Source organism: Myxococcales bacterium (assembly GCA_023898405.1).
Taxonomy (GTDB): domain Bacteria; phylum Myxococcota; class UBA727; order UBA727; family JABDBI01.
Genome location: CP060221.1, coordinates 2,378,214 through 2,398,241 on the forward strand (window position 1 = coordinate 2,378,214; position 20,028 = coordinate 2,398,241).

Annotated in this window: 18 protein-coding genes; 8 read left to right on the forward strand and 10 right to left on the reverse strand. The window is 36.9% G+C overall.

Going from position 1 to position 20,028, the window contains the following annotated elements:
- Nucleotides 1–635: 635 nt before the first annotated feature.
- Entirely contained in the window at nucleotides 636–1,160 is a 525-nt protein-coding gene (locus tag H6731_10765) for a spore coat protein U domain-containing protein (GenBank protein USN50721.1), read from the forward strand.
- Here H6731_10765 and H6731_10770 read toward each other — a convergent pair.
- The 3 genes from H6731_10770 to H6731_10780 are packed head-to-tail and all read right to left on the reverse strand — an operon-like array spanning nucleotide 1,157 to nucleotide 4,669.
- Nucleotides 1,157–1,681: a spore coat protein U domain-containing protein gene (locus H6731_10770; protein USN50722.1), complete on the reverse strand. Its 525-nt coding sequence runs from the start codon at nucleotides 1,679–1,681 to the stop codon at nucleotides 1,157–1,159. The two genes, H6731_10765 and H6731_10770, sit on opposite strands and share 4 nt — an antisense overlap.
- Entirely contained in the window at nucleotides 1,662–3,944 is a 2,283-nt protein-coding gene (locus H6731_10775; protein USN50723.1) for a fimbrial biogenesis outer membrane usher protein, read from the reverse strand. Before H6731_10775 ends, H6731_10770 begins: the two co-directional genes overlap by 20 nt.
- 2 nt (nucleotides 3,945–3,946) lie before the next feature.
- Nucleotides 3,947–4,669: a molecular chaperone gene (locus tag H6731_10780; protein USN50724.1), complete on the reverse strand. Its 723-nt coding sequence runs from the start codon at nucleotides 4,667–4,669 to the stop codon at nucleotides 3,947–3,949.
- Between the two features lie 340 nt (nucleotides 4,670–5,009).
- Between H6731_10780 and H6731_10785 the strand changes: the two genes are divergently transcribed.
- The gene (locus tag H6731_10785) at nucleotides 5,010–5,570 is read left to right on the forward strand and encodes a hypothetical protein (GenBank protein ID USN50725.1); all 561 of its coding nucleotides are present in this window, start codon (nucleotides 5,010–5,012) and stop codon (nucleotides 5,568–5,570) included.
- A 667-nt stretch (nucleotides 5,571–6,237) separates the two neighbouring features.
- On the forward strand, nucleotides 6,238–6,603 hold the full coding sequence (locus H6731_10790; protein USN50726.1) for a hypothetical protein: 366 nt from the start codon (nucleotides 6,238–6,240) through the stop codon (nucleotides 6,601–6,603).
- Nucleotides 6,604–6,610: 7 nt separating this feature from the next.
- Here the strand turns inward: H6731_10790 and H6731_10795 are convergent, their stop codons facing one another.
- The 3 genes from H6731_10795 to H6731_10805 form a co-directional block, all read right to left on the reverse strand.
- Nucleotides 6,611–6,760 carry a hypothetical protein gene (locus H6731_10795; protein ID USN50727.1) on the reverse strand — a complete coding sequence of 50 codons (150 nt, stop codon included), beginning with the start codon at nucleotides 6,758–6,760 and terminating at the stop codon, nucleotides 6,611–6,613.
- Nucleotides 6,761–7,070: 310 nt separating this feature from the next.
- Nucleotides 7,071–8,315, reverse strand: coding sequence for an NADH:flavin oxidoreductase/NADH oxidase family protein (locus H6731_10800; protein USN50728.1), 1,245 nt, complete (start codon nucleotides 8,313–8,315; stop codon nucleotides 7,071–7,073).
- Nucleotides 8,316–8,435: 120 nt separating this feature from the next.
- Complete coding sequence (locus tag H6731_10805) at nucleotides 8,436–8,891, reverse strand: nuclear transport factor 2 family protein (GenBank protein ID USN50729.1); 456 nt, start codon at nucleotides 8,889–8,891, stop codon at nucleotides 8,436–8,438.
- Nucleotides 8,892–8,989: 98 nt separating this feature from the next.
- On the opposite strand from H6731_10805, the gene H6731_10810 reads away from it, so the two are divergent.
- The gene (locus H6731_10810) at nucleotides 8,990–9,742 is read left to right on the forward strand and encodes a helix-turn-helix transcriptional regulator (GenBank protein ID USN50730.1); all 753 of its coding nucleotides are present in this window, start codon (nucleotides 8,990–8,992) and stop codon (nucleotides 9,740–9,742) included.
- A gap of 95 nt (nucleotides 9,743–9,837) precedes the next feature.
- Here H6731_10810 and H6731_10815 read toward each other — a convergent pair whose 3' ends face one another.
- Nucleotides 9,838–10,275, reverse strand: a complete 438-nt coding sequence (locus H6731_10815; protein ID USN51984.1) for a septal ring lytic transglycosylase RlpA family protein — start codon at nucleotides 10,273–10,275, stop codon at nucleotides 9,838–9,840.
- Between the two features lie 310 nt (nucleotides 10,276–10,585).
- Here H6731_10815 and H6731_10820 point away from each other — a divergent pair, with 310 nt between their 5' ends.
- The gene (locus tag H6731_10820; GenBank protein ID USN50731.1) at nucleotides 10,586–11,119 is read left to right on the forward strand and encodes a hypothetical protein; all 534 of its coding nucleotides are present in this window, start codon (nucleotides 10,586–10,588) and stop codon (nucleotides 11,117–11,119) included.
- Nucleotides 11,120–11,237: 118 nt separating this feature from the next.
- Here the strand turns inward: H6731_10820 and H6731_10825 are convergent, their stop codons facing one another.
- Both H6731_10825 and H6731_10830 read right to left on the reverse strand, forming a co-directional pair.
- On the reverse strand, nucleotides 11,238–12,707 hold the full coding sequence (locus tag H6731_10825; GenBank protein USN50732.1) for a cryptochrome/photolyase family protein: 1,470 nt from the start codon (nucleotides 12,705–12,707) through the stop codon (nucleotides 11,238–11,240).
- Nucleotides 12,708–12,744: 37 nt separating this feature from the next.
- Nucleotides 12,745–13,191 carry an SRPBCC family protein gene (locus H6731_10830; GenBank protein ID USN50733.1) on the reverse strand — a complete coding sequence of 149 codons (447 nt, stop codon included), beginning with the start codon at nucleotides 13,189–13,191 and terminating at the stop codon, nucleotides 12,745–12,747.
- A gap of 210 nt (nucleotides 13,192–13,401) precedes the next feature.
- Between H6731_10830 and H6731_10835 the strand changes: the two genes are divergently transcribed.
- Nucleotides 13,402–14,943, forward strand: coding sequence for an MFS transporter (locus tag H6731_10835; protein ID USN50734.1), 1,542 nt, complete (start codon nucleotides 13,402–13,404; stop codon nucleotides 14,941–14,943).
- 113 nt (nucleotides 14,944–15,056) lie between these two features.
- The gene (locus H6731_10840; GenBank protein USN50735.1) at nucleotides 15,057–16,310 is read left to right on the forward strand and encodes a hypothetical protein; all 1,254 of its coding nucleotides are present in this window, start codon (nucleotides 15,057–15,059) and stop codon (nucleotides 16,308–16,310) included.
- 121 nt (nucleotides 16,311–16,431) lie between these two features.
- On the opposite strand, the gene asnB is transcribed toward H6731_10840, so the two are convergent.
- Nucleotides 16,432–18,267 carry an asparagine synthase (glutamine-hydrolyzing) gene (gene asnB, locus H6731_10845; protein USN50736.1) on the reverse strand — a complete coding sequence of 612 codons (1,836 nt, stop codon included), beginning with the start codon at nucleotides 18,265–18,267 and terminating at the stop codon, nucleotides 16,432–16,434.
- A gap of 389 nt (nucleotides 18,268–18,656) precedes the next feature.
- On the opposite strand from asnB, the gene H6731_10850 reads away from it, so the two are divergent.
- Nucleotides 18,657–19,928, forward strand: a complete 1,272-nt coding sequence (locus H6731_10850; protein ID USN50737.1) for an MFS transporter — start codon at nucleotides 18,657–18,659, stop codon at nucleotides 19,926–19,928.
- Nucleotides 19,929–20,028: the final 100 nt, after the last annotated feature.

Below are 20,028 nucleotides of genomic sequence, written 5' to 3' on the forward strand. Positions count from 1 at the left end.
GTTATGTCAAGAGTTACAGAAGAAAAAGTTGTTTAAAGTACATAATATCAATGGTTTATAAAGAAGTGTTTATATACTTCTTTAAGGGGAGATCGTGAATAAAATGCTGACTATTGCTGGATACATTAGCAATGAATGAAGCTCACAATGTCATTAATCACAGGAAGTATAAACTGCACAAGCTCTAAAATAATTTATTGAGGGTGGAGGCTCATAAGATCTTTAGTCTTAATCATAGCGAATGAATACAGGGAAGCATTATGTTTGTTTAATATCAACGGCGATATATTTCTCATTTTCTAAGCTCGTAAGTCCAACTTACACATCATAAAGTCCCAATTTTTCTTGAATGTACTTTCCATTTAAATTGAGCGTCTTCGAGGTTTCGTTACTATCACCAAATTCACAGCTGATATTCATGCCATCATCAAAAGACGTAAACGAATTAGATAAAAAATGGTAGTCAGCACGGTTTTCATATTTATCTCCAAAATGATCTCTAAACTGGTTAGGCTGATGATATCAAGTTTAAATATTTGTAATTAATATGATAAAAAATATTTTTTCATTTTTTTATAAAAAATATTTTTAATAGCATTAGTATTGCTGGGAAAAAATAAACAAGGCTGTGCATTATGTTTACCAAGTTGCTTGCGAAAATTAGTGCCGATGTAGCATTGAGAGCTAGCATAAGTTTTATGCTTACGTGTTTTATGGGGCAGGCGATTCATGCTGCGACCGATTCAACAACTATGAATGTGACGGCAACCGTACAGGCCACCTGTGTATTTGATTCTATTGTAGATTCTGGTTTTGGCAATATTTCAGGACTATTTACTGCAGATGCGGATATTTCTTCTGGTTCAATCAGTGTTCAATGTACCAATTTGGCTGGCTATTCGATTGGCATTGATAATGGGAGTAATTTTTTGGTAAATCGTCGAATGGCATTTAGTGGAAATTTTATTAATTATGAACTCTATCAAGATTCTGGATATACCCAGGTTTGGGGGGATATTAGTTCGGGTAATGAGAAATTACTGCAAGTGGGGGATGGAGCAGTACAAGCTCATACAGTGTATGCAAGAATTCCTTCAGGACAAAGTCCAGCTGGTGCAGGTTCTTATTCTGATCAGGTCACAGTGACTGTAAATTTTTAAAAAGTGACCGTAACTTGGATGGTTTGGCTATAACTGCCAGCGGTGACCGTTTGTGATGCTGGAATGCGCCCGTAAATAATGTGGTCTGAACTGCAGCTACGAGGGCCACAAACAATTATTATGGGGCAAGTCTGCGAACAGGATCCACTTACGGTGGAAGTTCCATTGAGGCCATCACCAAATATATTGGTGTGATTTATATCTGTATACAAATTGTATAATAATTGCGATGAACTTGGTCCGCTCATATATCTTTGAGTGGGGGGATTGCCATCAAATCCACCACTAATGGTATAGCTCGCTGACAAATCAGAGAGTCCACCACTGCTGCATGATACTGTAACGGTAGCTTGGCTATCTGTGGGGCTAGCAGTTGAAAATTGATAGTTTCCAAAAGGCATATTGGTAGTAGCAATGGTACAGGTACAAGGGGCGGTTCCGTTGCAAGTTGAAAAAACTACTTTGCTCGATAGTAAGATTATGATCGAGATGAAAATAATATTAGAATGTGCACGTAACATTACCTAAATCCTCTAAAATATCTTGTGATTTTTTAGGAAGCTTTATTTCAAATCCGCATTTCGGTTCAGTCAGTTTGCCTGAGTAGGTTGATAGAGAAGAAGGAACATTGAGATATACCAAACCATCATTGGCCACAAACCCACTTTCACTGCCATCATTTGAGTAAATCCTTGTGCCTGCAAGAGCGGCTTTCCCGTTGATAACTAAGCGAAATAAAACATGTCGAACTGTTTTTACCAAAAAATCTACTCGGTGCGCTGATTTATATCCAGGCACAAAAATAGAATTTTTATTGAGGTCTTCGATTTCAATATGAGAGTCAAGATTTTTTGAATTAATGCTAAGCCTGGTAGGTTGATAAGGGGGTAAGTCGCTTAGGATTAGGTGCCCATCTGCATTGGTTTGGCCGAGATATACTGAGTTGTCTTTATAGATTTCAATCTCTTTTTGCATGGGGATATTTATGAGCGTAATGCCTTTTTCAATTGGTTTCGAATAAAAAAATTGATTTTCAATGACGCCAAAAGAGCCATCAAATTGTCCCAAGTATGAGAGTGATTCTTTACTGGCTTGAACATCAAGCCTGCTGCGCATGTAATTATTGCCAAAGCCAATATTTCCATGTCCCATAATCTTGCGTTCAAATTGGGCCATCAAGGCATATGATAGGCGATTATTTCGATTATTATCGGCGCTTTTATAATAACTTGCTGCTGATGAATAACTGCCATCATTTTTTTGTACTCCTAGAGACATAGAGTGCCGGTTCGCGGGCGTGTATGAAAAATACAAAAAAAAGTCAAAATTATTTTGGTTGAAGTTATAGGTGCTGCTTAAGTGTAGATTTAAATTTCCATCCAAAAAGAGAGCTTGTTTAAGGCCGATAGAATGATAATCATCATCCTCACCACGGCTAAATAAATAATTTATGGAAGAGTGCTGCAGGTAAGTTTTGTTGAGGCGAAATGCACTTGAAATTCTCAATTTTTGTTTGTTAATTTTTTTTAAAGGGGAGGAGGGGAAATCTTTGGATACCAAAACTCCTCTTGAGCTCCAGTAAATGTCAAATTTTCTCAGGTTGAATTCAGCTGCAACAAGATAACCAGAGTTTTTTTCCCTCATCCCCAAGCCCAAAGCTATCGCTGCGGAACCAAAATCAAATAGTCTAAAACGATTTTCTGCCCCTAAAGAAAAAAGAGTCCTCCCAATTAAAGAATAGAATGAGGGGGTCCAAAAATCTGCTACTCCAATTTTGTGGTTGCCAATGAAAATGGGTTCACCATATGAAAAACTTTTAACGCCGTAGTCTTTTCGCAAAAAGCCAAAGCTATAGCTGAAAGCAGAAAGACCTGGCTTTAAAATTTCTGGATCAGCAAAATATGAAAAGGGAATAACGCTGGCAATTCCTGATTTATCTTTAACTATGAGCTTTCCGCTCTGCGCGCCGCTAGGTAAATTTAAATTATCTAGAATAAATTTCCCTGTATCTAAATTATTTTTATGTCTGAGATTTTCATTGATCCAAATTTCTGCGCTTCCTGGCATATGTGCCACTCCAGAAAGCTCTGTGGTGGGATAACTTAAAAAGCCGCTCTGAAATGAAAAATTTTTAACAATTTTTAAACCACCGCAAGCAAAAAGCCCGCCCCAACTTGGCGCATCAGTGGCATAATCGCCAACGATGAGTCGCATATTATTTTTATAGAGATCTAGATTATACGAAGTCTCGAGCCGAACAATATTGTTATAAGTACCGTTAGTCGTACTAAATTGATTAGAAAGAGCGCCAAATGGAGTGGCAAAAACTGGGTGATGGGCGCTTTCAAAAGAAATATTATTTGTGTTTATAGCGTGATGCAGGCTTAGGTGATGATTCCAGTAAAAAGCGTAAGTGAGATCGTTGACTTCAACACTTGGCGCCTGAAAATCAATTCTATTTGTGGTTAAATATTTTGATGGTATTTCTAGTCGCAAACTAAGATCAGACATGGAAAGCTCTTTTTTAATGTCCTTTGGAAGCAAATAGAGAGATTCATTATTAATTAATTTACTGCTAAGAATATCTGATTGTAAGTGTAGTAAATTTATTAAGTCATGTTTGATCCAGTAATCATGATTTTGATCAAGTATTTCATGCACTCCATCTATCTTGTTTTGGTTTGCATAAACATCAAGATAAAGCTGTTGGGTGGCATCGTTACTTTTGCAGAGCCCTGCGGTGTTAAATGAAATAAATAGTGTAAAAAATATTCTTACAAACATATTTATTTTATTTCACTTTTTATTATTGGGATAGAAATGGAGTTTTTTTGGTTAGACGATGAATAATCTATCGTTAGGTTTTTAGGAGTTGCATCATTTTTTAAAGGTATTTCCCAAGAATAAAAGCTTCCCGGTAAAATATAACGCAATTCCTTAAAGCTCATAGGGCTTATATTAGTCGTCGTTAGGTTCTCAAGTACTATGTGTTTATTTGAATTATTGCTTAATGTTAATTCTATTTGTTTTTTATCCTTTTGGATGATGGCTTTCCATTGAAGCTGCTCATCAAATTTAAAATTATCAGCATAAATAAATAGAGGAATGCTTATTTTTAGGTTAAATATAAATCCATTTTTATTTTTTTTGTTGTTTGAAATTTGATTGAAATAAACTCTATAAGAGGCTTCTTTTTGTAGATCAGCTTTAGTGCTTAATATAATTCTAAATTTTTGTTTTGATTGGGCTGAAATCTTAGCAGTAACCGGCAATATCAATATATCCTTGGTATCTTCATATATATCTTGTCCATTTTTTTGGCTCCAACGCTTAAGTGAGGCCTCAAAGAAAACATCTTCATTACCTTTGTTTTCTAAGCTCATCTCTTGGATAGAGTTTTTGGGAGATAGATCAATTTTTGTTGGGCTTATAGCAATTTTTCCATGAAGATTGAATGCTAATATAAAGCTGGGCCACAGTTTGCTCATGAATAATTTTATCTTTCTCATGTTTTAAATTTAGCTTAATTTTATAAAAATATTAATTATTTTGAGTTGGATTAATGGGTTGTATTGAGTTTGATAAAATGGAGAAAAATTAGTTGTAAGCCATGTTCGCTTGGAGAGACTACTGTGTTAAATGCCACAGTGAAACAACAGTATGGCGGCTCCTGGCTTTCGTAATCACTATGAAAATGGTTATTATTCAGCTTTTGTTTTAGACCCCGATGGGCATAATATTGAAGCGGTGTTCAAAGAACTGTGCTGACTATGAATAATACGTTATAAATTTTCCCATGAGTTTGTTTTATATTTTACAGTAAAATCTGCTGTTTTAGGGTGTAAGATTATGGAAAGATATAAAGAATATCGACTAATTATAGATGCTAAAAAATTATTTTTTAATATTCTTATTATGCTGTCATTAGCAGGGTGTACGGATGCTGAAAATTCTCCTAAAGCTCCTCGAAAATCTGTGAAAAAGTGGTTGGACAGGTTTGAAATTGCATTTAAAGCGAGTTGCAAAATTGATCAAGATGAATGGAGCAATAGTGAACAGTTTAAGCTGATTTTTCCTGAAGATGAACAAAAAATTAGTGCCTTTATTTTGAAAAAAGGCAGCAATGGATGGTCTCTCTTAAGTCCAAAATTTGCAAATGAAAATGACTTATCGCGCCTGCATTTGCTTTCTGAGCAAGGAAGCTTATGCCTTAAGATGGTTAGGCGCAAGGATCAAAAAATTAATGCTGTAGCGATCACTTCTGATTCTTTGGGAACTGATAAAGGTATTAAACAAAATGTTTTTGAGGATTATGTAGCCCAAAAAATAAAAAGTGGTTCTTGGAAAATCTTTTTCCCAAAAGGTTATACCAAACAGCTGGATGATAAGGGTGATTTCATCCTTGAATAAGCTGTAAAAATAAAATTCCAAAATTGCTGGAATAACAAAACCAAAAAAAATTAACACCTTATTATAAGTTTACAATTAAGCCCAAAGATATAGCGGCATCTGCTATTTGATAGATTAAATCTATGCAAGCAAATCTGGTGGAGATGATGCTGGTGATAAGGAATTACTCAGGTTCTAGCTAAAATTAGGCTAATAGCGAGCATTGTTCACTTTCAAAAAATTATAATTTAAAAGCCGACAAATACCAAAACGGCTGTGAGAGTGAATTCTGCTCTTCACTATAAACCCATAATTAAAATTATGTTAAGTTTTTATTCGGAAAATTACTTAATAAAAGGGGATAGGGTAGCTTTTTGAAAAGTATAGTGCTGTTGGTAAAAGATCTGCTGTTAATATTTTTATAGGACTTCGAGCAAAGTCTTTATGTGCTTTTAGTAGGGATAAACCACGCTTAGAGAGCGGCCGCTTCATCCACGCATGGCTGCCCAAAAGCTGAAGTTTGTACTGCTAAAAATTATGAATGATAAAAGCAAAATAAATCTACCATCAATAATGAAATATAGCTGTGCATAGCCAACTATGAAGCCAGAATTACTCTTAATTGTGCAATCATCTCTCAAAAATTGTTTTAGGGGCTGAAGTAGCTAAGACCTGGACTAAGGTTTACATGGCTACAGTGTATATACGCAAGAGCAGGTTAACTTTCCGTCAACAAGATCGATTAATAGAGTATTTCGTTGCCAGCACCACAGCGCGAGCTGCTGGAGAATTGATTGCTATTCAGTCTAATACTGCGATCAAATTCTTTGTGGGCTTACGAAAATTGATTGCCGGCAAATTGCCCTCATATGATTTATCTGGCGAAATAGAAGCAGAGGAAAGCTATTTTGGAGGAGTTCGTAAGGGCAAACGAGGGAAAGGGCTGGTGGCAAAGTTTACACAGCCATTATTCCCAATGCAAAAACAGAAATCTTGTCAGCAATCATCGAAGAAAAAGCAGCTAAAATATTGGTATAAAAACACTAAGCACTAACTCTTAGCTACTTCATCCCTTGTTTAAAAATCAAAATGGCGTTGTTAAGCCGTTTTAGAAAAATATTTACGATTGCTAAATGAATATAAAAATTAGCAGAAGCAAATAAATGCTCATAGTCTTTTGAAAGTCTCTTTGATTTGTTTAACCAAACCAAGGTGTGCTCGACTATCCATCGTTTTGACCATTATTCTTGTCATCGCCGCGCAGGCGGGGAGAGCAATGACTCGTCTCGAAGGGTTTACGGCAAGAGAATAAGCTCTTTACAGGGAATGATTTATATTATTCATTTTAACTAGACGGTTAAGCATTTTGCCTGGATCCCCGCGATAGGGATAATGGTCAAAATGACACATGATAGTGGACAAAAATGATTTCTTTGATTAGCGAAAAATTATTTTTAATACACTCTTTAAGCTTTGACCTCAAAAAATAACTAATGCCGTTACGAAACAATAGTTTTAATTTTATTTAGAGGCTCGTACTCGTCTTAATCCATGCCATCCGCTTTGCATGAGATTAGATAACAAAACCCACAAAGGGCTTGCGTTAGGGTTTGGCTTTTTTCCAAGCCCCATTCTTTTAAGCTGAGCTGTATACCAAAAAATTTCCAATGGTGCTCTTTTGTCAAAAGCTCTGATACCAGATTTTATTGGACGAACCATGCTTTGGCTGTTCTTTTGCAGTAATAAATTATTGGCAAAGTCTGGATCAAGAGCAAGGCTGCGCGCAAGCCCAATAAGATCACAAGCGCCCCATTCTAATGCGTTATTCATGGCTTGAGCTGTTCTAAAACCGCCTGTTAACATGATTGGGGTTTTAATAAGGCTTCTTACCTTTGCGCAATACTCTAAAAAATAAGCTTCTCTTTTTATTGTGCTTTCATTCGCTTCGGAACCCATCATCATTTTTGGGGATTCATAGGTCCCACCAGAAATTTCTAAAAGATCGATTCCTTCTTCAGATAATCTTTTTACTACTTCCATGGATTCTTCTTCACTAAATCCACCTTTTTGAAAATCCGCTGAATTTAATTTTATTCCCACTGGAAAATCATTTCCTACAGCATGACGAATGGCTCTATAAACTTTAATTGCAAAGCGCATGCGATTTTCTAAACTTCCCCCAAAAGAATCGCTGCGTTGATTATGAATGGGAGATAAAAATTGACTAAGCAAATAACCGTGTGCTCCATGAATCTGAACGCCGCCAAACTGGGCTTTTTTGCACAGTTCTGCGGCATAGGCAAAGCGTTCAATAGTGTCATAAATTTCTTCTTCGTTCATTGCTCGGGGGGCATTAAAAAAATTAGAGAGAGGAGAAGCGTAACCAATGGCAGAAGGAGCCATAGGTTTTTTGGAAAGAAATCGTGGGCTTTGTTTGCCTGGGTGATTAAGTTGCACCCAAAACTGAGTGCTATTTTTTGTGCCGGCTTCAGCCCATGCTTTTAGAGCTTCCAAATTATCAAGGCCTTTTTCTATAACGACATTGTTGGGCTCACCCAAGGCATTGGAGTTAACCATGATATTTCCGCTGATGAGAAGACCAGCTCCTCCTTGAGCCCAGCGTTGATATAGGGTGCAGAGATTTTTTGTGGGAGAATGATTTGTATCAGCCATGTCTTCGCTCATAGCTGATTTGGCGATGCGGTTTTTTATTTTAACTCCGCACGCTAGATGTAAGGGAAGAGCTAATTTCATGCTTTTTTGCATAGGCCACCACAAGTTTTTTGATTTGAGTAAGGCACATTTTATTGTGAGCATCAAGCATGTTTTTTGCGCTAATGCTCTCTTAAAATTTTTTTTAGCGAAAAATTCCTGTTTTTTCTCTCATTACTTTAACCGGGGAAAAGATTGGTCTGGCTTTTGATTTTGATGAGGCCATGAGGCATGGCTGTGTACGATTTTATAACTGCCATTTTCTTTTGCAGTTACCATAGTCGCTCTTAGTGGAGGAAAACTCTGATATTGACCACAAATTTTTATGCTTGGAAGTATTTCGCAAGCAATCCATGCACACGATTCGCCAAAATTATCACAACGAAAACTAAGTAGTTCAAGCGTGCTATCCTCACATTGAGACCAGTCTCTTTTAAGCTGCAATAGCATTCCGTCTAGGCCCTCTATTTTTTCATCTGCTCCAGTGCCAAATGAGAAAGATTTTTTATTATCAGAGAGAATTTGTTTCATGAGTTTTATATCTTTGGTTTGATAAGCCCTTATCCAATTATGTACCAACTGTTTTAGCTCGTTTTCTATTGTGTGATAGTCAACTTTTATTTTCATCATTTTTATCTCACCTTGTAAGTAGGAATTTTTTTTGCTTTGCTATCACAATCACGCTCATTATAGGTCGGGAAAAATTACGGACATTGAGGTTTTTAACAATGCATTTTTCTATTGATAATTTTTTTATGGATGCGCAAAAAGATGTGAAAAGCATTGCCCAAAATTTTTTTAAAAAGTCAGGTCTCAATTATTTTCAATACTCAAGTGTATTCAAAGATGATCGCCATTTTTTTTTGGTAACTCACGGCGATTTTGTTTCAGCTCGAATTAGGGCAAAGCGCAGAATTTTATCTCATATCACGAAAGAACTTTTGCATAAAAACCTCTATATGTTCTTGTGGAATGAATCACTGCCCCAGGATGACACTAATATGGCACGGGAATATGGCATCGATAATGGCTTGTGTTTTGTTGAGCGCTTTAAAGAACATTACAATTTGATCGCTTTTGCTGCTCCCCTTGGGTATCCAATACATAATTTTTACCTCAACAATATTGGGGAAATGATTAGATTTATCCGAGAGTTTGAGCATAGAGGAAAAGTTTTGTTAGAACAGGCTCAAAAAAATAAATTTTGGATTCCTGAGCGACTTAATGATGTGAACCGAAGTGCTATTTTTGCCAAAGCAAAAAATAAAACTATTGTTTTAAATGGCCTGAGTTTTAGTCTTTCCAGGCAGGAGCTTGCTTGCTTAACATTATTGTCGAAAGGTTTTAGCATGCAGGGGATATCTTCGAGTTTAACTATTTCACCTCGAACGGTAGAAACCTACCTCAATCGCATAAAAGATAAGACTGGTCTTAGCAAAAAACAGGAATTAGTTGAATTGTTTTATGATGAAATGCTTTAAAAGCAATAAGTAAATTTAGCAAATTAATCGTTTAAGTATTGAGGGTATTTTGTTTTTTAGAGAAAATAAAATATTTAATAATATCACTTTATATTTTAAAGCGCTTTGACGTGTACGCGATCAGTGCCCGACATGTTGATAAGTTTTGCAGCTCGTTTTGAAAGATCAATAATACGGCCACCATGGAAGGGACCACGATCGTTTATGGTGACGATAACTGATTGCTTTGTGCGTAAGTTCAAAACTCTTACACGAGTGCCAAAAGGCAAATTTTTGTGAGCTGCAGTCAATTTATTCTGATTGTAGATTTGTCCGCTCGCGGTTTTTTTGCCGTGAAATTTGGGACCATACCATGAGGCTACGCCGGTTTGTTGGAAATTATGTGCGTTTTTTAATACGCAGTAGCGTTTATTTTTTACCTTGTATTTAAAATGACAACTTTTATTGTTTGTTTGAGAACGCTGAGTACTTTGCTGTTGCCGAATAACTTTTTTGCTGTGTAAGCTGCTTGCGCATGAGCTTAAGAAGAGCATAAACACGGATAACAAGACGTGTTTGTTGAAAGGAAACCTAGTAAAATTTTGTACAGTTTTCAACATAAGTGTTTGGGGGTTCTTTGTTGTCAGGGGCGGTGTAAAAGATTTATTCAACGAGCTCAAGGGGTTTGGTATAGAGAAGAATGTGAAGATAATTTAATTTCTATTTTTGAGTAATAGCGCAGTTTTTAATGTTTTTCCAGGGTTGATAGATGTTGATAAATAGGTATTGTTGATTATCTTAATCTTATTTTTTAATTTAATTGTTGTTATTGATTTTTTTTAATTAGTAAGAGGTTTGTTCATAATGTTTCGTCTTAAATGTTTTTTATTATTTTTTATTACTAGTAAATTATGCTTTGCTTTGTCGCCAGGAAAAATTCCAAAAGAAGTTGAAAAAGTAGTAAAAAATACGGTTAAGTTGGTTGATAATTCTAGTGTTATAGATGTTGAAAAATACATAGTTCTATCTCCGAGAAGTGAGAGGCTTTACTCTGTTAGGAAGTATGAAGGTGGGAGGGATTTAATAAAGTATTTTATTGCCACTAATGAAAGGCTTAATTGCTCTTTTAGGTGGTCTGATGGGAAAGTTAATATCTGTAAGATATTGCCAAGAGAGTCTTATTTTATGGAGCAGGATAATAGTCCTTCGTCTCTTAAACAGTTTAAAAGCATGCTATTTGGCAATGATGAAATGAATCAAACTGAATCTACTAAGGGAGAACTTAAGGCTTGGATTGTGAGTGATATAGGCGAAACAACTACCTACGTATGGTTTGAAAAAATTCCTGAGCAATATTTGCAGATTACTCCTGATTATTGTGAAAGGATTTTTGAGTGATTTTTTAAAAACGGGTTTTATAAAAATATATTTCCTGGACTATTCAAATATTTTTTATTCCATCGAGCGCTGTTAAATCCAGCGCATGATTTTTTGATTAGGAAAGGATTTTTTTGTTTTATATAGTATGTAGTTCAATAAATTGCTGTGCTTTTTTAAAGAGATAATTTTTTCTTTGTGAGCCTATGCGATCCAAAAGTTTAGGCATCATAGAGAGGCGCGGCTGCTCCAGAAAAAATTTCTTATGTTTATCAATGAAACGCCAGTAGAGCCCGTCGAGCGTATCGCACCAATCATCTTTAGTGTAGTTGCTCATTTTTAAAATATAGTTTGAGCCACAAATGTACGGCTTAGTGGTAAAAAGGCCTCCATCACTAAATTGCCCCATGCCGAACACATTTGGTCCCATAACCCAATCTGCAGAATCAACGAACATCTCCATGAACCAGCGATAAGCTTCTAAGGGGTGGATTTCGCATAAAAGCATGATGTTGGAAATAATCATCAAGCGTTCGATATGGTGGCAGTATCCATAGAGCTGTGCTTTTTTGATTGCTGTATCGAGCGGCAAAATGCTGGTGTCAGCGCTATACCATGAAGCAGCCAGCTTTCTTTGGTGCCCAAAAAAATTATCGTCTTTTTGTTGGTAGGAAAATTTTTCATAAATTCCTCTAATGAATTCGCGCCATCCCAGAATTTGTCGAACAAAACCTTCAAGGGAATTAAGAGGAACGGAATCAGCATTTTTGAGTGTTTCATCAAGAATTTCTTGAGGCGTCAAAAGACCGCAATTTATCAGCGGTGATAAAACAGAGTGAAACAAAAAAGGCTCATCTTTTTGGATGGCATCCTCATAGGGCCCAAAAGATATGAGTCGCTCTTGAATAAATTTATGAAGCGCTTTTTTAGCGTGCGCTCGTGTGGTGGGGAGCCATGGAGCGATATCTCCTGGGTGTTTTTGAAAGAACTTGGTAACTACTTGAACGATTTTATCTTGGTGAATACTTGGGCTTGCAGGTGCAATCAAAGGAATGACAATATTTTTTGGCAGCCTGAGACGGTTTTCATTATCGAAGCTAAATTTTCCCCCTAAAGGGAGTTGATTCTTTGTGAGAAGAATCTCTCGGCTGACTCTTTGGGATTGATAAAAATTTTTCATAAGAGGTCGTTTATCAGAGAGTGCTTCGCAAATTTCTCGTTCATTATTGAGAAAGAGAGGAGAATCGTACACCATCCACGACAAGTTTTGTTTTATGCAGAGTTCATTTATTTCTTGGCGAAAAAATTTATCTTCAATGCTGAAACTAGTTAGTTCAGTAATATTTTTTTGTTTAATTATTTTTTCGAGCTGTTTAACAAAAGGGATAGGTTTTGCATTGAACTTTAATTCTGAATAATGAACATTGAAGCCACAAGAACGTAAAAGATCTCTGTGATTTCGCATTGCTTCAAGGAAAAAAATCAACTTTTGTTTGTGGTAGCGAAAATGAGTGCAAAGACCATAGTCTTCGATCATGACAATTATTTTATCTTTGAAAGCAGCTAAATGATTTGGATCAAATAAATGACTGCCCATTAGTAAAAACATGTGATCTCTCCAATATTTTTAATCTACTCAAGGCCTTCTATTTAAAAATCTGAACAATTTTTTGCTGGCGGTAGTCAAAGATTTTTTCTAAATCCCTTCGAACCTTCAGCCAATTCATCAAATTTCCCAAGGGCCCAAAGGGAAGCTGATAGTGAATTCTATCAATTATCCGTGTGCCATCAGAGCTTTCTTGAAAGCGATGTTCATGGTGCCAAAATTTATAAGGGCCAAAGCGTTGCTCATCAATAAAATAATCAAAAATTTTTACATGGGTTATTTGGGTAACCCATTCTATTGGGATGCCAAGTAAGGGTTTGATTTGATGAATGATAATTTGTCCTGGGTACATAGGCTGAGCATCATTTTTATCACTAAATCCGAGGTGGGGCGGGGTAAGAATTTTCAGATTCTGTGGTGCTGAAAAGAACTCCCAGCAATCATGGAGTGAGACGGAAATATTTTGGCGATACTCAATGATGTGCATCTTTGCTCCGTTTTTTTTAAAAAAATCTTATCACTTGATTATGCGTTTTTCGCCAAATTGAAACTCAATTTATAAACGATAAATTATGGAAGCAAGACTCTGGTGAAAAATAACTGCAACTTAATAAACACCAATTGAGGGGATTAAATGATAATAATTACGGAAAGTATAAATTTTTATTTTTATTGGCTGTAGCAAGGGGCGCTCAGAATGAAACAAAAAATTAATAAGCAACTATCAGATGATTGGAAAATCCTTAATCACACCGAAGTGCTTATCATTATGAGTGGTTTGATGCTTGGTATGTTGCTTGCTGCCCTCGATCAGACCATTGTCTCAACTGCGCTTCCAACCATTGTTGGACAGCTTGGTGGATTAAATAATTTATCCTGGGTTGTTACGGCATATTTACTGAGCAGTACAGTTTCACTCCCTTTATATGGAAAACTTGGTGATCTTTATGGGAGAAAAATAATTTATCAGTTTGCTATTATCACATTTGTGGTGGGCTCACTCCTCTGTGGCATTGCTCAAAGCATGGTACAACTTATTATTTTTCGTGCAGTGCAAGGGCTAGGGGGCGGGGGTTTGATTGTAATTGCTCAAGCAATCATCGGAGATGTAGTTTCTCCTCGTGAACGAGGTCGTTACCAAGGTTATACTGGTGCGGTTTTTGCTTTGGCTAGTATTGTTGGGCCACTGCTCGGGGGATTTTTTATTGACTATGCGTCGTGGCGTTGGATATTTTATATCAATCTTCCTTTAGGCATTTTAGCGTTAGTAGTTATTAGTTCTGTCTTAAAGTTGCCTTACCAGCGGGTTGAACATCGCATTGATTATTTGGGCTCCTTTCTATTAGTTTTGTTGGTTAGCTGCATCATGTTAGTGACGGTATGGGCTGGTAGTGAATTTAAATGGCTTTCTTCTGAGATTCTTGGTCTGATTGCTTTGGGGCTATTTTCATTTTGTTTATTTTTTCTGCAAGAGCATCGAGCCCATGAACCAGTCGTTCCTTTTAAACTTTTTAAAAACGATATCTTTCGTATTTCAAGCCTGGCAAGCTTCATTTTTGGAATGTCTATGTTTGGCGTGATTATTTTTCTGCCGCTCTATATGCAGGTTGTGAAAGGGGCTTCGGCAACTAACTCTGGACTTTATTTATTGCCACTGATGGTCGGCATGGTAGGTGGCAGTATTTCTTCCGGGCTTTTGGTGTCAAAAACAGGAAAATATCGCATATTTCCATTGGCAGGGGCAGTCTTATTATCTTTTGGTTTATTTTTGCTTTCACAAATTAGTTATGAAACTTCACTATTAAAAGTTTCATTTTATATTTTAACTGCAGGTTTGGGGATGGGTTTAGCCATGCAGGTGTTGGTTACATCCGCGCAAAATGCTGTTAACCATAGCGATCTGGGAGTGGCTACTTCAGCTACCAATTTTTTTCGCTCCCTTGGGGCTTCGATCGGTACAGCTTTTTTTGGATCAATTCTAAACAGTCAACTAGCCATAAATTTGGAGCGTTTTGTTGATCCATCTTTTTTGCAATCATCTTTAGGGGTACAGCAAATTCTCTCCCAGAGCCCAAAGGAAATGGAATCTTTGCCGCAAGAGGTGCATGCAGGATTGATTCAAGCCTTTGTATTATCGCTTGATAGAGTATTTCTGACAGCTGTTCCATTGGCTTTAACGGCTTTGGTGGTGGTATGGTTTTTGCGAGAAATTCCTCTTAGAGAACAAGTGAGGGAATAAAATAATGTAATAATTAAATAAATTAAATGATGATGCAGAAATAAGTATTAATAACCATCTTGTATAAGTTGATATTGATGTTAATTATTATTTACTAGTTTAAGGTGAGTTTTATGAGATTTTATGTTGTGTGTGGGGCCTTAATGGCTCTTATTGTTGGCTGTGTCGATAACAGTCGTAACGGCTCTAATCATACGGGAAATGGGAACAAATCGACAAGTCGAAGCAGTAACTCTCTGTTTGCGCCATCACCGGAGAGATTGTTGGCTGGGGCTGCAAAATTAGCAGGCGACAGCCATAAGTTTGAATTTGAGAGTGTAATGTCAGGAATGGACACTTTTTGTGAAGACAACAGGTGCAATGAAGACAGAATTTTAAAATTGTTTAATAGCAAGCATGAAGGCATATATTTTTTGGATTATCTTGCTCGATTTATTAAGAGAGAAAGAATATCAGATATGAGTACGACAGAATTTAATCCTGATAATCGAACTATAAAAATAAATTGGAAATCTACTGATGGGGATAGATTATGCACACATTTATCAAGCTTTCTAAATAACTGCTTAAATTATTTATCAAAACAGTCAGTGTTTGATGTTTTTACAAGAAAAATAAAAGCAAATGAACAATCATTTTTATCTTTTATATTATCGGATTCAACTAATGAAATTTATTTTAGGAATATAATCAGAAGGCTGACAGATATAATTCCTAATCTTGATACACAACTTCAATTTAATGAGCTGAGTCACTATCTTTTCTATTTGGCAGAAAACTCAAAGAACGAAGCCCATCTTAAACTTATTGCCAAGATAGAGCAAAGATTACGAGATGCATCTAAGCTTGAAGACTACATAAAATGGACAGTTAAAAATTCTTGGTCCGATAGGCCTACTGGTTTTGAATTCTTTATGATGCGTCCTCTCTACGGCAATGTGAGTGGTGAACGACAAAAGGAATTAAGAAAACTTTGGCTCTCTGCAGCTATAGAACAAGCAAAAGTTGCCCTCCAAAAAGCTCAGGTCAATACAAAAAATATTAATAAAGTTTCCAGCTTCTCACTTCTTCTTAGTTTGTTTTCAATGATAAAACCTTCCGATATAGTGCGGATAGAGAACGGTAAAGAGCTCAATGTGATTGCTTATTTAGTGCACAGCCTCAAGGGAGCGCCGCTTAAAGATGTACGTATTCAGATAGCAATTCATCTTTTGGCCAAAGAAATGCGCGGAGTAAAGTCTAAAGATGAGTGGCAAAAAATTAGCAAAAGTGCTCTCGATATTTTGCTTGGAACAGAGGGCGTTAACGATATGAAGAAGGCAAAAGCTCTTTTACTTTATGACCAAAATGGTATTTCTGATTGGTAGTTCACATCTGCAGCAATTAAAAATGTATCGGTGTGCTGGTCACAACTTATAAATTAATATTGGCAAAGAGTGTTGAAAGATTGTTTAGTGAAACAATCTCTGAGTGTGTATAATTTTGTTGTTAAATCACTTCAATTTTGTAGCTATCCAACCACGCATTTATTTGAATAAGATGTTCAAGCGGCAGATTAAATCCCAATTTGTTTTTATCTTTAAGTCCTGGTTTTAGTTCATCTTTAAAAACCCGAGCATTGATGAATGGTTGGACTTTGGCATTGGGATTATTAATGATGTCCCATGATAATTGTTGTAGTCCTTCTAGGTAGGAAGGATTTTGTGTGGCAGGATAGGGGCTCTTCTTGCGATATAAAATGTCATTAGGTAAGAGTCCCTCAAACGCTTTTCTTAAAATTCCCTTTTCAATATTACCTGTATTTTTCATAGCAAAAGGAACATTCCATAGGTATTGCACTAAGCGATAATCACAAAACGGTACACGAACTTCAAAACCAGTAGCCATGCTCGTGCGATCTTTACGATCCAACAACATGGGAAGAAAGCGCGTTTGATTTAAGTAAAATATCTCTCTAATACGAGCATCCTGGCTGTTTTCTCCCTTAAGCCGCGGGGTTTCATTTATAGCTTGCAGGTAACGATCAGCGATATATTGTTTGGGAAAATAATGGGTGTTGAGTTCATCAGACAAAAGCGATGTGGCGTGAAAATCTACATCTTTCAAAAAAGCCATCCAAGGAAATGTTTGTGCATCGAGCACCTTTTGGTCTTGGAACCAAGGATAGCCGCCAAATACTTCATCGGCTGATTCACCTGAAAGTGCTACGGTAGCATTTTTTTTCATAGCGCAAAAAAGCAAATACAGGGAAGTTTCCATTTGCCCCATACCTGGCCGATCGTGAGCTTTCATAGGGGCTAATATGTTTTCGAGCAATTCAGGAGAGTCGATGATGATTGCATGTTGATGGGCGCCCACGTGTTGAGCGACTTTTACTGCCCAGGGCATATCTAAGCTTAAATGCATTTGGTTGGGAGAAAAATGTTTTTCGTGATCTTTGAAATCTATGGAGTAGCTGTTGAGAATTTTTCCTTGTCGAGAAAATTCCTTGGCAACAAGTGCAGTGATGCCGCTTGAATCAAGCCCGCCTGAAAGCATGGTGCAAATGGGAACATCAGCTACTATTTGATGCTTTACGATATCATCGAGAAACTCTCTAATGGTGACAACAGTTTTATCTAAGCTGTCTGCATGAGGGGCACTTGTTAATTTCCAATAACAATGTTTTTTTATGGCATCGCGCTTTATAAGCATCCAATGGCCAGGCGCCACTTCAAAAATATTCTGATAAACTGTTTTTCCTGGTACATGCACGGGAAGAAAAGAAAAAATATGGCCAATATCTTCTTTGCTGACTAGGGCTTTCACTTGAGGATGAGCGAGTAGGGCCTTGATTTCCGAGCCAAAAATAAAACCATTTTGATAACGTGTATAGAAAAGCGGCTTTACCCCAAGATGGTCTCTCGCCAAGAAAAGTTGCTGCTCTAAATTGTCCCATAGGGCAAAAGCAAAAAGGCCATTGAGGCGTTCAATACAATCGGTGCCCCACTCAATATAACAATGAAGAAGAACTTCGGTGTCTGAATGAGTAGAGAAAATATGACCTTTGCTTTCAAGTTGGGAGCGAAGTTCATGAAAGTTATAGATTTCACCATTGTAACTGATGACCAATGTTTGATTGCCGGCTTGATAGACCATTGGTTGCTGTCCCGCCTCAGGATCGATAACTTTTAGGCGATTATGAGCTATCGCTGCGCGTTCTGAAAACCACATGCCTTGAGCATCGGGCCCGCGGTGTTGAATGCTTTTGGCCATGTTTCCTAAAATTTTAGTTTCATGAGAGAGATTTTTTTCCCAGTCAACCCAACCAGCGATACCGCACATAGTGCCCCCGAACAGTATATGAACTTTGAAAAATGTGCCGCTATTAAGTGCACATCGTTAAAATATCTGTTTAAGAAAATATTGGAGGTTATGCGGGCGTGAATAAGTTGATAGTCTTTAAATAATTCGATAGGCATCTACGGGCGATGTAAAGAAAATATTGAAAGGCTTCTTAATAAATTTTTGAACGATTCCGCAGAGCACGCGAGGACTTAGTGAAAAAAATTATTAAGAAGCCTTTCAATATTTTCTTTACATAACCGAAATCTCTTTAATGAAATTTAGGAAAATATAAGTTACCCAATCAGTTTTTTGGTCAAGGTAAAAAATATAAAAGGCCTATAAATTAAGGTTTTGCCTTTTTTGATTTTGCTCTGTAGATAGATCTGGTGGTAAAGCATATTTTTCAAATATTAATGAGAGCAAGCATTTATGCCGATCATCGATTGGTAGCTTTACTATTCTTGGGATTTGTCAGTGGATTACCCTTTTTGCTAACCCTTTCCACTTTAAGCAGATGGCTTGCAGAGGATGGCATATCGAATACAGCGATTGGCATGTTTATGTTGGTGACCACTCCTTATAGTTGTAAGTTTTTATGGGCACCTATAATCGATAATTGGCGTGTCCCCATCATATCAAAATATTTTGGACAAAAACGCTCGTGGCTTTTGCTTGCGCAAGCCGGTTTAATTTTCTCTTTGGTGATGATGGCCCAATGCTCGCCAGCAGAAAATTTATTATCGATGGCGATATGGGCACTTTTGGTAGTATTTTTTTCGGCTACCCAGGATATTGTGGTTGATACTTATCGAATTCATATTTTTAGCGCTTCATTAAGTGGAGCAGGGGCTGCTATTGAGTCGATTGGTTTTAAATTTGGTATGCTCGCTTCTGGAGCAGGAGCACTCTATCTAGCTTCTGCCTATGGGTGGACGGTAGCCTATCAGATTATGGCAGCTTTGGTTGTGGTTGGTATGATTACTGTTTGGTTTATCTCTGAGCCACATAATCCATCTGAATTATTAGAGTCTCTGAAGTTTAGACACTTTTGGCAGCCATGCCTACAGATTTTTCAAAATAAGAATATCAAACATATTTTGTTATTTATTTTATTTTTCAAATTTGGTGATGTCGTACTGCAAGCTATGTCAGCTCCTTTTATGTATGAAATGGGAGTATCAAAAGTTGAGTTTGCTACCATTACCAAAGTTTTTGGTATTGGATTGATGGTGCTAGGAGGGCTGTTTGCGGGTATCTTGATCAACTATGTTGGGATAGCACGCTCAATTTTAATTGCCACAATTTTGCAAGCAGTTTCTTGTCTGATGTTTGCCATGTTAGCAGCTATAGGGTACGAAAGATTATTTTTGACACTTACCGTTGGTATCGAGGGTTTTTGTTCAGGAATTGTTACGTCGGTTTTTATTGCTTATTTATCTTCGATTTGTGTTAGGCGCTATAGTGCGACACATTTTACCTTGCTCTATTCATTTGGCTCTTTGTGTAGGGTTGTATTGTCAATGTTATCCGGTTGGCTTGCAGATTATGTTGGGTGGACTGCATTATTTTTCCTATGTGCCTGGGCGTCATTGCCTGTTATTTTTTCCCTTGGCAAGCTCAGCAATAGCGTTCAGCATCTTTTATCAAAAAGGGCTTGAGGTTTTGTTTGAAATGACTTTTAAATCTTTTCGCAAATGTTGTTAATATAGGTATTTCACATAGCGTTTATTACGAAGTAAAGCCTCAAAGAGAAACCAT